General features: G+C 68.3%; 10 protein-coding genes. 5 read left to right on the forward strand and 5 right to left on the reverse strand.

Translation table 11 applies throughout. From position 1 onward, the window contains the following. Positions 1–65 precede the first annotated feature (65 nt). Complete coding sequence (locus tag P0D77_RS09460) at positions 66–413, reverse strand: hypothetical protein (RefSeq protein WP_277552786.1); 348 nt, start codon at positions 411–413, stop codon at positions 66–68. Positions 414–807: 394 nt separating this feature from the next. Here P0D77_RS09460 and mvk point away from each other — a divergent pair, with 394 nt between their 5' ends. Beyond that, on the forward strand, positions 808–1,824 hold the full coding sequence (mvk, locus tag P0D77_RS09465) for a mevalonate kinase (protein WP_277552787.1): 1,017 nt from the start codon (positions 808–810) through the stop codon (positions 1,822–1,824). Further along, on the forward strand, positions 1,825–2,559 hold the full coding sequence (locus P0D77_RS09470; protein ID WP_277552789.1) for an isopentenyl phosphate kinase: 735 nt from the start codon (positions 1,825–1,827) through the stop codon (positions 2,557–2,559). Positions 2,560–2,576: 17 nt separating this feature from the next. Here P0D77_RS09470 and P0D77_RS09475 read toward each other — a convergent pair whose 3' ends face one another. Both P0D77_RS09475 and P0D77_RS09480 read right to left on the reverse strand, forming a co-directional pair. After that, positions 2,577–3,473 (reverse strand): DMT family transporter, encoded by an 897-nt coding sequence (locus P0D77_RS09475; RefSeq protein WP_277552791.1) that lies wholly within the window; start codon positions 3,471–3,473, stop codon positions 2,577–2,579. 76 nt (positions 3,474–3,549) lie between these two features. After that, positions 3,550–4,371, reverse strand: coding sequence for an MBL fold metallo-hydrolase (locus tag P0D77_RS09480; RefSeq protein WP_277552792.1), 822 nt, complete (start codon positions 4,369–4,371; stop codon positions 3,550–3,552). 112 nt (positions 4,372–4,483) lie between these two features. Between P0D77_RS09480 and P0D77_RS09485 the strand changes: the two genes are divergently transcribed. From P0D77_RS09485 to P0D77_RS09495, 3 genes are all read left to right on the forward strand, one after another. Continuing rightward, complete coding sequence (locus P0D77_RS09485) at positions 4,484–7,270, forward strand: ATP-dependent helicase (protein ID WP_277552793.1); 2,787 nt, start codon at positions 4,484–4,486, stop codon at positions 7,268–7,270. A 102-nt stretch (positions 7,271–7,372) separates the two neighbouring features. Then, entirely contained in the window at positions 7,373–7,831 is a 459-nt protein-coding gene (locus P0D77_RS09490) for a PH domain-containing protein (protein ID WP_277552795.1), read from the forward strand. Continuing rightward, positions 7,831–9,711 carry a PH domain-containing protein gene (locus P0D77_RS09495; protein ID WP_277552798.1) on the forward strand — a complete coding sequence of 627 codons (1,881 nt, stop codon included), beginning with the start codon at positions 7,831–7,833 and terminating at the stop codon, positions 9,709–9,711. Before P0D77_RS09490 ends, P0D77_RS09495 begins: the two co-directional genes overlap by 1 nt. A 1-nt stretch (position 9,712) precedes the next feature. On the opposite strand, the gene P0D77_RS09500 is transcribed toward P0D77_RS09495, so the two are convergent. Further along, on the reverse strand, positions 9,713–10,936 hold the full coding sequence (locus P0D77_RS09500) for a lactate racemase domain-containing protein (RefSeq protein ID WP_277552800.1): 1,224 nt from the start codon (positions 10,934–10,936) through the stop codon (positions 9,713–9,715). 46 nt (positions 10,937–10,982) lie between these two features. Beyond that, positions 10,983–13,694 carry an AAA domain-containing protein gene (locus tag P0D77_RS09505; protein ID WP_277552802.1) on the reverse strand — a complete coding sequence of 904 codons (2,712 nt, stop codon included), beginning with the start codon at positions 13,692–13,694 and terminating at the stop codon, positions 10,983–10,985. Positions 13,695–13,784 lie beyond the last annotated feature (90 nt).

Genomic DNA, 13,784 nt, shown 5'->3' on the forward strand with positions numbered 1-13,784 from the left:
GCTCCGATTTTCGGGTACTCTTCGTCTTCACCGCCACCAGCGGTGGGGCCGCCCTCACTCGAGTGTCACTCCTCCAGCAACTGCTCGGCCGCTTCGAGCGTCGGTGCCCAGCGGTCGGCCCCGGAGACGGCTCTTCCCTCACCGACGCGGACGACGGTCGTCGCACCGGCGATACGGAGAAACGTCTCCCACTCGCTCAGCGCCGCGAGGGCGTCGCCACCGGCGACGAACTTGCGGACGTCGATGAGGACGGCGAAGCTACCAGCACACCGTTCGGCGGCGTGGCGAGCCTCTGCCATCGCGGCCACGACAGTCGGGACGTCGAACACACCGACGAGGTCGACCCGCAACCGCGTTCCGTCGGGACTGCTGTCCACACGGGGCGTCGGTTCGGGGTGGCTCGTCGAACTCATAGGCGTGTGATACTGTGCCATTCGACATAATTCCGACGGTCAATTTATCGAAATAGAAATCTAGTCTGTCAGTGAGTGAGACCGATCACGGCGTAGCAGGGTGCTACCGTGGTTCATCGAACTGAGACACGGCTCGCGGAAAGCGGGGAGACTCGCGGGCACGAGCGAAACACACGGCACGGCTGTCACACGGTGCGTGTCCTCTTTCCCCTCGCTCGCACACCACGAACGCGGTGATGCGACGGCAGCACGCGGGACGCCGCGTCGCCCGCATCACGGCGTTCACCGCGATAGCAAATTGAATAAAAGTGCCGGTCGGATTCTCGATCGCGAGTCTCAGCGAGCCGGCGCGGAGTCGAAACGGCTGTTAGGCGGGCGGTGATGGGTGTCGAGTATGACCACCTCTAGTGCGCCGGGGAAGGTGTACCTCTTCGGCGAGCACGCCGTCGTGTACGGCGAGCCCGCGGTGCCGTGCGCCATCGAGCGTCGCGCCCGCGTCACCGCCGAACCACGCGAGGACGGTCGCGTCCGCGTCGACGCCGCCGACCTCTCGCTGGACGGCTTCACCGTCACGTGGGGCGGCGACATCGACGACCGGCCGGACATCGACGTGCCCGCCTCGCTCGTCGAGGCGGCGATGGAGTACATCGACGCCGCCGTCGCCCAGGCCCGTGATGCCGCGGACGCGCCCGACGCTGGCTTCGACATCACCGTCGAGTCGGACATCCCACTGGGCGCTGGACTCGGCTCGTCGGCGGCCGTCGTCGTCGCCGGCATCGACGCGGCGACGCGGGCGCTCGGCACCGAACTTGACCCCGAAGAGGTCGCCCGCCGCGCGTACGAGGCCGAACACGAGGTTCAGGACGGACAGGCGTCGCGGGCGGACACGTTCTGTTCGGCGATGGGTGGGGCCGTCCGCGTCGAGGGTGACGACACTCGCACCATCGACGCGCCGGCGCTCCCGTTCGTCGTCGGCTACGACGGCGGCGCGGGCGACACCGGGAAACTCGTCGCGGGCGTGCGTGCCCTGCGCGAGCAACACGCGTTCGCCGCCGACACCGTCGAGACCATCGGCGACCTCACTCGGGAAGGCGAACGTCTACTGGCTGACGCCGACCCCGAGTCCGACCCCGACGCGGACCTACTCGACTCGCTGGGCGAACTGATGGACTTCAATCACGGGCTACTGGAGGCGCTGGGCGTCTCCGCTCGCTCGCTCGACGCGATGGTGTGGGCGGCCCGCGAGGCGGACGCTGCGGGCGCGAAACTCACCGGTGCTGGCGGTGGCGGCTGTATCGTCGCGCTGGATCCGACTCCAGACACGGAGCGTGCGCTCGGCTTCGCCGCCGAGTGCGAGCAGGCGTTCCGCGCGGAGTTGGCGACCGAGGGCGTGCGCGTGGAGGAGGCGTAGATGGTCGTCGTACTGAAACTCGGCGGGTCGGTCATCACCGAGAAGGACCGTCCAGAGACGCTCGACGGCGACTCGCTCGCGGCACTCGCAGACGCCATCGCAGCCGCCGGCACCGAGGGCCTCGTCGTCGTCCACGGCGGCGGGTCGTTCGGCCACCACCACGCCGCCGACTACGGCGTCTCGACGACGGAAGGGACCCACGACATCGAGGCGCTGATGGCGATTCACGGCGCGATGAAGACACTCAACCAGTTCGTCCTCTCGCGACTCCACGAGCGAGACGTCCCCGCGCTCCCGGTTCATCCGCTGTCGGCGGCTGCCCGCGACGGGAACGCCGACCTGACGCTGATGACCGAGCAGGTGGCGACGATGCTCGAGGAGGGGTTCGTGCCCGTCCTCCACGGCGACGGCGTCGCGCACGCTGGCGAGGGCGTCACCGTCGTCTCCGGCGACGAACTCGTGACGGAACTGGCGACGGCGCTGGACGCCGACCGCGTCGGCCTCTGCTCGACGGTTCCGGGTGTCCTCGACGGCGACGACAAGGTGATCCCCGTCATCGACGACTTCGAGGCGGTGGCGGACCTCCTCGGCGTCAGCGACGCGACGGACGTGACCGGCGGGATGGGCGCGAAGGTGCGGGAACTGCTCGGTCTCGGCTCTCCGGCGTACGTGTTCGGTCCCGACGCCGTCGACGGCTTCCTCGCCGGCGACGACGTGGGCACGCGAATCGAGTAGTCGTCGAATCTCGCTTTTCAGTCGAACTGTCGCCGGAGCGCCGCCCTGATCGGTCCTCGCTGGACGAGGAGGAACGCAACGAGGATACACGCGAACCCGGCGACGGTGTTGCCCGCGAGCGTCTCCTCGAGGACGAGAAAGCCGAACAGCGCCGCAAAGGGTGGGATCGCGTACTCGAGGAGTCCGGTCCGGATCGGACCGAGTCGGTCGAGCAGTCGGAAGTACAGGAGGAAGCCACCTGCACCGGGGACGACCGCGAGGTACAGCAGCCACGCGACTCCAGCCTGTGTCGGATCGAGGCCGCCGATGGGTTGCCCGAGGGCGACGGCGGCGACGTGGAGGAGACCAGCGCCGACGAGTGCCATCCACGCCTGTAAGGCGAGCGGTCCCAGCGTCGCGTCGTCCTCGCGGGTCGTCACCGCGCCCGCGACCCACGCGACCGCAGAGCCGAACACGAACAGCGCCCCGAGGTTGCCCGCCAGCGTCCCGAGGTCGGGGTCGGCGATGAGGACGAGGCCGCCGAAGCCGACGAGGACGCCGACCGTGCCGACGGCGTCGAGTCGCTCGTCCGAGCGAAGTGCGCGCGTCGCCATCGGCGTCAACACGGGAATGAGGCCGAGCAGGGTGGCGGCGACGGCGCTCGTCACGTACTGCTGGCCGGTGAACAACAGCGCGTGGTGGAGCCCGATGCTGAACGCCCCGCCGGTGAGGATGGGTGTGATGTCGCCCCACCCGGTCGGACGCAGGCGACGACCGCCCGCGACGGCGACGACGACGAGCACTGCGGCCGCGACGTCGAAGCGGAGCGCCGCCAGCAAGACGGGCGGGAAGTCGGCAAGCGCCGCCTTCGTCGCGACGAACGCCGTCCCCCACAGCGCCGCGAGCGCTAAGAACCCCGCAGTGTCGCGGTTCACGGACGGGTCGGTGAACTCGCGCCGAGCGCCAGTCGCTCGCGGCAGGACGGGGCCGACCGTGGTCGCACGCGCCTGCTCACAGTTCGAACCGGAGACCGTCGCGGGCCACGCGCACGTCGCCGTCGAAGTGCCGCCGGACGGACTCGATCATCTCCTCGTGGTGGCCTTCGGTGTGGGGATACAGGTGCGTGAGGTACACGCGGTCGATGTCGCGGCCCGCCAGCGCCTCGCCCAACTGTGACGGCGTCGGGTGGTTGTCCACGTCCACCTCGTCGGGGAACGAACAGTCGTGGGCGAGTACGCGCGCCCCGTCTGCGAAGTTCGCGAGGCCGGTGAACGCCTCCGAATCACCGGAGAAGACGAAGTCGCCAGTGGTGTCCGCGTCCGCATCCGGGTCTTCTGGATTGTCGCGCTCTCCGTCGTCCGCGTCGCTCCCGCGGTCGCTGAAGCGATACGCGAGACACGGCTTCGAGTGGCGCGTCTCGAACGCCTCGACATCGAGGCCCGCCAGCGAGAACTCGCTCCCCGGATGAACTTCGCGGACGCTCAGGTCCGCCCGGCCGTCGAGGTACTCGTACTCGCCGACGGCGAGAAGGTCGTCGAGCAGCGCCTTCGTCCCGGGCGGGCCGACGACGTGCAGGCGCTCCTCGCCGGCGAGCCATCGCGCCTTCAACAGCGGAAGCAGGTCCGCGACGTGGTCGAGGTGGTGGTGCGTCAGGAGGACCGTGGACACTGCCTCGTAGCCGGGGTCGGTCTGAGCGAGGCGGTGGAGGACGCCCGAGCCACAGTCGACGAGGAGGGGGCTTCGGTCGCCCGGTGCGGCCTCCACGAGCAGGCCGGTCTGGACGCGGTCGGCGACGGGCATCGCCGCACCGGTCCCCAGAAACGTGACGCGCATACGTCGAACTCCGTACGGGCCGTGGGAAGGGATTGCGGTTCCACGGCGGTACGGGCACACGGGGGGCGCTGTGCCCACAACCCACTTACCCACACGACTCCTTGCGACTACGATGACCGACGGTCGGGACCTGTTGGCTTCGACGGCCGCAGACTACGACTTCGATCCCGCGACCGTCACTATCGAGGACGGCGAGGTTCTCGACCGTCTGGAACCGAGCGTTCGCGAGTGGTGGGTCGAGCAGTTCGGCGCGTACGTCCCCGGCAACGGCGGCTTCTTCACGCCGCCACAGCGAGAGGCCATCCCGCTCATCGACGACCGCGAGAACGCGCTGGTGTGCTCGCCCACGGGGTCGGGCAAGACGCTCGCCAGTTTCACCGCCATCCTCAACGACCTGTTCCGCCGCGAGCGAGCGGACCCGGAGGGCCTCGACAACAGCGTCTACTGTCTGTACGTCTCGCCGCTGAAGTCGCTCGCGAACGACATCACCCGCAACCTCGCAGACCCCATCGAGGGCATCACGGCGAACCTCACGGCGCGTGGCCACGACACCGACCTTCGGCAGGCCATCCGCCACGGCGACACTCCCGACAGCGAGCGTCAGGCGATGCTCGAAGAGACGCCGCACGTCCTCAACACGACGCCCGAGACGCTCGCCATCCTGCTCAACTCGCCGAAGTTCAAGGAGAAACTCCGCACCGTCGAGTACGTCGTCGTCGACGAGATACACTCGCTGGCGGAGAACAAGCGCGGCACCCACCTCGCGGTGTCGCTGGAGCGTCTGGAACGACTGTGTGAGGGGTCACCGACTCGGATCGGCTGTTCGGCCACCGTCGAACCGCTGTCGACGATGGCGGAGTTTCTCGTAGGTGGAGAGTACGACGCCGACGCCGGCACGTGGGAGCCACGCGAGTACGAACTCGTCGACACCCGGTTCGTCCGAGAGTTCGACCTTCGCTTGGAGTGTCCGACTGACGACCTCATCGACACGCCCCGAGAGGTGGTGAACGACCGCTTCTACGACCGCCTCCACGAATTGATCGACGACCACGAGAACACGCTCGTGTTCACGAACACCCGGTCGGGAGCGGAACGCGTGCTCTCGAACCTCCGCGAAGGCTACGGCTACGACGAGGAGACGAGTGGTTGTCACCACGGGTCGATGTCGAAGGAGCAACGCGAGCGAATCGAGGAGAAACTCAAGGCCGGCGACATCGACGTCGTGACGACCTCTACGTCGTTGGAGTTGGGTATCGATATGCCCCACATCGACCTCGTCGTGCAGGTCGGGTCGCCGAAGTCGGTCGCCTCACTCCTCCAGCGAGTGGGCCGTGCGGGCCACCGTCTCGGACAGACCGTCGAGGGCCGGGTGATCGCACTCGACCGCGACGAACTCGTCGAGTGTACGGTGATGCTGAAGAAGGCCGAGGAGGGGTTCGTCGACCGCGTGTTCGTCCCCGAGGACGCCCAGGACGTCGCCGCCCAACAGGTGTACGGGATGGCGATCAACGGCGTAAAACGCGAGGCCGACGTCCTCGACACGCTCCGGTCGGCGTACCCCTACCGGAACTACACCGACGCCGACTGGGAGCAGTTGTGCCGGTACCTCACCGCCGACTACCCGGGGATGGAGGAGAAGAACGTGTACGCGAAGGTGTGGCGCGACACGAACGACGCGCCCGATGGCGAGTACCACTACGAGGAGTTCGACGTGGACGAACCGCTGATCGGAAAGCGGGGCCGACTCGCTCGCGTCATCTACATGACGAACATCGGGACCATCCCCGACTCGTTCACCATCGACGTGTTCGTGCGCGGCAGCGACGAGTGGGTGGGCCAACTCGACGAGGCGTACCTCGACACCTTGGAGAAGGGCGACGTGTTCCAGTTGGGCGGCGGCACCTACCAGTTCTCCTACCGCCGCGGGTCGAAGGTGTACGTCGACCCCTCCAGTCAGCGGCCGACCGTGCCCTCGTGGTTCTCCGAACGCCTGCCGCTGAGTTACGATCTGGGTCGGGAGATACTTGAGTTTCAGGAGGGAGTGATGGACCGACTCGCGGAGGGCGGGCCCGCCGAGGCACGGCACTGGCTTCGACGCTTCCCCCTCGACGAGAACACGGTCCGCGCAATCACGCGGATGTTCGACGAACAGCGACGGTTCCTCGGCGACGAGGGTGTGTCGACACCCGACCGTCTCGTCGTCGAACAGGTGCTCGACCGCGCGGAGTACCGCCGTCACTACCACGTCCACAGCAACTACGGCCGGCAGTTCAACGACGGTCTCTCGCGTATCGTCGCCTACCGCTGTTCCCGACGCGCGAACACGAACGTCGCTGTCGCCGTCGCGGACAACGGGTTCACGGTCACGATGCCGCTGAACCGGAAGGTCGACGTCGCCGACGTGGTCGCGTCAATCGACGCCGACGACGTGTACCCCGACCTGCGGGCGTCGCTCGACGGGACGGACCTCCTGAAGCGCTACTTCCGGATCAACGCGACGCGGTCGCTGATGATCCTCAAGCGGTACAAGGGGTACGAGAAGTCCGCCGCCCAACAGCAGGTGTCCTCTGAGATGCTCATCTCGTTCGCGGAGGATCTGGACTCCTTTGCGGTGTTGGAGGAGACGTACCGCGAAATCGTCGAGGACAAACTGAATCTCACCGGCATCCGTGAAGTGGTCGAGGCGGTGCAAACCGGCGACGTCGAGGTCGTCCACCACGAGGTGGAGACACCGTCACCGCGGGCGTTCGGCCTCGCGACGCTGATGGCCAGCGACGTGGTCCTCGCCGACGACGAGGACGCGGTGTTGGAAGAGTTCCACGCCCGCGTGAAGGAGGAGTTGGGCGAGGACGCCGACGCGGGCGTCCTCGCGGACGGACCCTCGACAGAGAGCGAGTAAGCGAGGCGTCCGTCCACGTCGACGCGACAGACCGCGGGACGACGGTGCCAACTCGTCGCGGGCGACCCCACAGGGTTTAGGCCCGGCGTCCGAACGCGGGGTATGGAATCGCTGAACCCGCGCGTCCGCCTCGCGTGGATCGTCGGCGCGCTGATTCCCGGCGTGATCATCTCGGTCGTCGGGGTGATCGCGACGCGTATCGGTGCGCCGGTCTCACTTCCGTGGGTGGTCGGCGTCGCGGCCGCAGTCGTCCTCCTCGGCGTCGTCGCCGTGTTCTTCCGCTACCGCGTCTGGCGCTTCGAGGTGCGCGACGACTCGCTGTACATCGTACGCGGAGTGTTCACCCGCGTCGACACCTCCGTGCCGTACGTCCGCGTCCAGCACATCGACACGCGCCGCGGACCCGTCGAACGGACGCTCGGCCTCGCGTCGGTCGTCGTCTACACCGCTGGCTCTCGCGGTGCCGACATCACCATCCCCGGCCTGACGCCCGACCGAGCCAGCGCCCTCCGCGAACAGTTGCGCGACTTGGCGACCGAATCGGAGTTCGACGCCGTCTGATGCGCCGACTCCATCCCGCATCCGCGGCGGTGAGCGGCCTCCGTTCGGGCGGCCAACTCGCGCTGTTCGCGCTGTTCGCGGCCACCGCGTCGTTCGGCATGGGTGGCGGCGGCATCTCGCCACTCGTGGCCGTCGCCGCGCCGGCGGCGTTCGTCGTCGGCTTCGCCGCCGCGATGGTTCGGTGGTATCGCTTCGAGTACGAGGTCCAATCGGAACACCTGATCGTCCGCTCGGGCGTCCTCTCGCGACAGGAACGAGAGATCCCGCTTCGCCGCATTCAGAACGTCGACGTCCGGCGGAGCGTCCTCCAGCGAGCGCTCGGCTTGGCGACCGTCCGGGTCGAGACCGCTGGCGGGAGTTCGACCGAAGCGACGCTCGACGCCGTCGCCGTGAGTGAGGCCACTCGGCTTCGGGACGAACTCGGTCGTGGTGGGCGCGACGGTCGAGACGGCCGCCGCGGTGCCACCACCGGTGTGAGCGACGCCGAGGAGTCCGCATCGACGGATACGCCGACCGAGGGCGACACGACCGAACCGGGGACAGCGAGTTCGACGCCCCGGCAGGAGACGCTGTACGAACTCACCGGCCGCGAGTTCGCCACGCTGTGTGCGGTGTCGTTCCGCCCGAGCGCGGTGATCGCACCGTTCGTCGGCGCGAGCCTGTTCGACGACCTGATCATCGACGGGGGTCGCCTGCTCGTCAGACTGGGGATCATCAATGTCGACCTCGACCCCAACGGGATTCCAGTGTTGCCGGCGATGGACCTGCTGTATCTCGCGCTCCTCGGTGTCGTCTCGTTCCTACTGGTCGTGTGGGTCGTGAGCGCCCTCTTGACGTTCGTTCGCTACTACGGCTTCCGCCTCGACCGCGTCGGCGACGAACTCCGGTACGAGCGCGGTCTCCTCGGGCGCTACAGCGGGACCGTCCCACTGTCGAAAGTGCAGACCGTCACCGTCTCCGAGAACGCCGCGATGCGCCGCCTTGGCTACGCCAGCCTCTCGGTCGACACCGCGGGGGCGACCCCAGGGTCGAACAACGGCGACGGCGGCACCGAGACTGCGGTGCCGTTGGACACCCGGAGCCGGGTCGTCGCGTTGGCGGACGACGTCCGTGCGGAACTCGACCCCGAGTCGACGACCGATGAGGTACTCGACGACGCGTTCGCTCCCGAGACGGTCGAGCGCCCACCGAAGCGCGCACGCCGTCGCTACGTCGTCCGGTACGCACTGGGGTCGCTGCTCGTGACCGCCATCGCCGTCGGCGTCGACCGATTGTTCGTCGACCTCCCGACCGGTGTGCCGTTGCTCCCGCTGGTCGGCCTCGCCGTCGCACCGATCGCAGGTCACCTGACGTGGGTGAATCGGGGCCACGCGACCGTCGGCGACGGATACGTAACCAGAACCGGCGTGTTCCGTCGACACACGCGGCTGATCCCGTACTTCCGGCTTCAGACCGTGTTCGTCTCGCGGACGGTGTTCCAGCGTCGCCGCGATCTGGCGTCTGTGACGGGCGATTCGGCGTCAGCGTCGGGACTACTCGGTGGCGACGCGACCGCGCACGACGTCGACGCCGACGACGCGGACGCACTCCGTGAGGAACTGCTCGCTCGACTGCGAGCGGACCTCGCGCGGCGGCGACGTGCGCGCCGCCAGCGTCGTACGATGGCCGAAGAAGCGGAGCGAGACGGGGACGATCAACCGACCTCCGCGGACACGGTAGCCACAACAGACGACGACACGGCCGAGTCTCCGGTCGACTCCTTCGAGTGGACGACAGGTGGTGGGACGAGCGTCGACGACGAGCGCCCGGACACCACCCCCGAGGGCGACGACCTCGACGACTCCGACGACGACTCGGAAGACCCCGACCGCACGGACTGACTCAAACGAGGAGCGTCGTCAGCGCGTCGGGGACGACGAGGACGCGACTGCCGGGGTCGACCGCGTCGGCGACGGAGTCGGCGGCGTAGAGCAGACAGTCGGTGGCGACTTCGGGGTGTTCGCTGTTCGTGATCCACACCTCGTGGTCGCGCATTGCACGCGCGAGGACGAACGCGCGTTGTGCGCCCGGTTCGTACCCCTCGCGCATCTCCTCGAACACCGCGTTCGCCGACTCACCCGCAGACAGTCGCTCGTAGAAGCGTCGCTCGCCACGGCCGTCACCGGCCCCCTCCGGAAGTCGGGCCGGGAGGACGACACGGCCACCCGAGCGGACGGGGTTGTTCGCACCCAGGAGGACGTAGGTGGCCGCGCGACTCGTCTGGTACAGATTGGCGTCTTTCGGCGCGGGGACACCGCCGACGACAGCGTCGTACTCGCCCGAGACTGTGACCGAGAGGGCTTCGCGAGCGGTCTCGGCCAGGTCACGGACGACCGAACGAGGCTCCCCGGCGGCCGCCCCGAGGATGCCCGCTGGGCCGTGGGTGACGTTGAGGCAGAAGTCCGGCCCCGCGAGGTCGCCCGCGCGGTCGAGAAACTCGCGGAACGGGTTGTCGTCGATCCGACCGAGGCGAACGCCGGAGCGGGCGAGCATCTCGGGGCCGTGTGTGTGCCGGATGATTGGTTCGCCGCCCGCGCCGATGACGACGGTCTTCGCGCCGCCGGAAAAGCCCGCGTACTGGTGAGGTTCGACCATCCCCGTCGCGAGGACGGTGTCGGCCTCGACGACGGCGGGGTTGACGAGGACGGGGACGCCGTCGACCGTCCCCACTTCGACGGCCGAATCAGGGTCGTGGTTCTGTGCGAGGTCGGCGTACGGCCCCAGCCCCGATTCGATCTCTGCGTCGGTCATCGGTCGATGGAGGCCGAGGCCGAGAATAATCGTGACTTGGTCGCGGTCGGCAGGGATCCGATCGAGCATCGCGTCGACCAGTTGCTCGTCGGGTGTCGCCCGCGTCACGTCGGTCACGACGACACACACCTGGTCGTCAGCGTCGACGACCGACTCGATGGGCGGGCCGTGCGGGTCGTCGAGCGCCGCCTCCGCCGCCGCCCGCGGGTCGACCGCCTCCCCGCCCGCGGGCACCGCAACGTCCACCTCGCAGTCGGGCAGCGTCACCAAAATCGTCCCCGTCCCCAGCGGGAGTTCGTATTCGTCGTCAGACATCTCTGTGATCAGCGGTCGCGGCGCGAGGGCAAAAGCACTCGCTGCTCTATCGGCGTGCCCACGCCAGCATCCGGGCGTAGAAGGGGTCGGAGGCGAGCGCCTCGGCGTCGCCGACGAGACACAGCGCCTTCTTCGCCCGCGTGAGGGCGACGTTGACGCGGCGGGGGTCGTCGAACACCGGCGAGTCGAGGTCGCCGGTGGCGACGAACGAGACGACGATTACCTCCTTGCTCGACCCCTGGAAGCGGTCGACCGTGTCGACGGTCACGTTCGTCCGACGACCGATCTCTGCGACCTGCGCGCGAAACGGCGCGATGACACCGATGTCGTCGGGGTCGACGCCGGCGGCGACGTAGGCGTCGACGATGTCGGCCACGCGGTCGGCTTCGATGGGATTGGCGTTGCCCTCGTGCGTGCCGTCGGGGTCGACGAAACTCACCGGATTGCGGAGTTCGGGTGGCAAGTCTGCGGTATCGACGCCCAGATCCGCGAGTGTCTGCCCGGCCACTTCCGGCGTGGCGGGTCGGAGTGCACCGTCGTAGAACTCCGTGGAGGAGAACGCCTGAATGCGCTGGCTCATTCGGTACTGGCGGTCGAGCATCACGCCCGCGTCGGGGTGGTCGTCGATGAGGCGCTCGAACAGCGACTCCGAGAGGTCGTTCTCCGCGCGGACGACCGGCGGAAGTTGCTCGTGGTCGCCCACGAGGACAAACCGATCTGCGCGGTTGATTGCGGCGAGCGTGCTCGGTTCGGTGAGTTGTGAGGCTTCGTCGACGACGGCCACGTCGAACTCCTGTTCGCGCATCGTCCGCGACCCACACGAGGAGGTGGTTGCGGCGACGACGTCCGCATCGTTGAGCGTCGCCGCGCGGTCGTTCGGGTCGCCGCGGGTGACGAGGCGAAGATCCTGCATATCGCCGCGGACACCCGTCTTCGTCCCGACCCGGAGGACGCCGTCGTCGGGTTCGGTGCCCATCCCTTGGTCGCGGAGGGCCTCCAGTGCGTTGTCGACGGCGCGGTTCGTGAACGCCGACAGGAGGACGCGGTCGCCGTCGGCGACGAGCGTCCGAACGATCTGTGCGATGGTGTACGTCTTGCCCGTTCCCGGCGGCCCGTGGACGAGTGCGAAGTCTTCGGCGTTGACCGCGCGGTTCACCGCGTCGTTCTGTGCGTCGTTATTGTCGATGTAGGTGGTGTCGTCGTCGCGGAACGCGGGGTCACGGCGGCCGAACAGCACGTCCTTCCGGTCGGGGTCGCCCTTGAGGACGAAGTCGTGGACGGCGGTGTGCATCCGCGAGACGGACAGTTCCGAGGGGTACACGTCGAGGCGACTCACCTCGATCCGTTCGTCCGTCTCGACGACGACGCGGTCGCCGAGTTCGACGATGCGGCCGAGTTCCGCGTCGCCAGCGGTGGGGTCGCCATCGGACGCGAGGGCGATGTCGCCCTCGCGGAGTTTCGAGACGGCGTCCGACTCCTTGCGGGCGGTGATCCGCCAGCGACCGTCGCCGATGGGGTCGGCCGACTCGAAGGTGAGATCGATGAGTGCGCGGTCGTCTGCGGCGCGTTCCTCGGCGGACTGCTCCCACAGTTTGCGGTACTCGGCGTGCGTCTCGCGGCGCTCCTCCTCGATGGCGTGGTAGGTGCGCTCGAAGTAGTCACGCTCCTCCTCGGGAAGCGGTGTGCCGATTTGTCCCGCCTTCGACTCCTGTCCGAGGCGACCCGAGACGACCATACAGGTGTCCTGCTCGAAGCAGTACTCGCACTTGGCGTCCGCCTCGTAGCCCGTCGGGACGGACATCTCGAACTCGGTCGCGGCGATTTCGTTGCGCTGGCGGACGACGAAATCGAGGAAGCCCTTGCCGACGGAGAACTCCTTCGCGGGCGAGAGGTCGCCCGACTCCTCGCCGCGGTCGAGTGCGGTGTTCTTCGTGTACAGCAGGGTGCCGGTGTCGGCGCCGACGCCGCGTTCCCGGAGGAGCAGGGCGTAGCAGGCCGCCTGAACCTTGTCCTGGAAGCGAGGCTCGCGGTTGGTGTTCTTGCCCGTCTTGAGTTCGACCGGTTGCCCGCGGCGGATGGCGTCGGCGCGCCCCTTCACGCCGAAAGTGGGCGAGATGAGCGTGCGCTCGGAGCGCCACTCGGAGTCGTCGGGGTCGCCGTCCCACCCCGTGAGGGAGGCACTCTCCCCGTCGTCGGCCGTAATCGTCCCCTGGCTGAGCCACCCCTCGATGGCGGCGGCGTTGCGACGCACCTCGTTGGCGACCTCCTCGCGTTCGCGCCCTAGCAAGCCGAGTTCAAGTCCCGCCTCGCCGACGCGGTCGGCGATGGAGTCCTCCAGGTCGACGCCGCGAAGCAGGTCGCCGAACACCTCGTGGACGACCGTCCCTTTGACGACGGGGTAGTTGAGCGGGATGCCAGAGAGTTTGTTCAGGTAGTACATCCGCGGGCACTGCACCCACGAGCGGATGTCGGTCACGTCGACGAGGAAGTCGGGTTCGAGGACGACGTAGGACTCTTTCGAGGTGGTGTACCCCTCGTCGCCGTCGTAGTCGTTGCGCTCGGCGTCGGTGACGAGCAGTTCCATCCCCACCTCGGCGTGGTCGGCGGTGTGGGTCCACTTCCCCCACAGCGTCACCGTGACGGGGTCGCTCGTGCCACCATCGGGCCGCACGGAGAGTTCCGCGAGGTCCGACTCGCCGTACTTGGTGCTCACCTGTCGAACCTCCCCGACGTCGACGATGGGGCCGCGAACGTTCACTGTACGAGAGGGGTTGGCGCTCGGGAAAAACGGTGTCGGTGTCGGGGGTGTCGCGGCGGGCGACTGCCGACTCAGCGACCGCCGACCCCG

This window comes from Halobaculum limi, assembly GCF_029490015.1.
Taxonomy (GTDB): Archaea; Halobacteriota; Halobacteria; order Halobacteriales; family Haloferacaceae; genus Halobaculum; species Halobaculum limi.

Coding starts and splice junctions, on each gene's coding strand:
- P0D77_RS09460 (WP_277552786.1), bottom strand. CDS start 413: ATGAGTTCGACGAGCCACCCCGAACCGACGCCCCGTGTGGACAGCAGT.
- mvk (WP_277552787.1), top strand. CDS start 808: ATGACCACCTCTAGTGCGCCGGGGAAGGTGTACCTCTTCGGCGAGCAC.
- P0D77_RS09470 (WP_277552789.1), top strand. CDS start 1,825: ATGGTCGTCGTACTGAAACTCGGCGGGTCGGTCATCACCGAGAAGGAC.
- P0D77_RS09480 (WP_277552792.1), bottom strand. CDS start 4,371: ATGCGCGTCACGTTTCTGGGGACCGGTGCGGCGATGCCCGTCGCCGAC.
- P0D77_RS09485 (WP_277552793.1), top strand. CDS start 4,484: ATGACCGACGGTCGGGACCTGTTGGCTTCGACGGCCGCAGACTACGAC.
- P0D77_RS09490 (WP_277552795.1), top strand. CDS start 7,373: ATGGAATCGCTGAACCCGCGCGTCCGCCTCGCGTGGATCGTCGGCGCG.
- P0D77_RS09495 (WP_277552798.1), top strand. CDS start 7,831: ATGCGCCGACTCCATCCCGCATCCGCGGCGGTGAGCGGCCTCCGTTCG.
- P0D77_RS09500 (WP_277552800.1), bottom strand. CDS start 10,936: ATGTCTGACGACGAATACGAACTCCCGCTGGGGACGGGGACGATTTTG.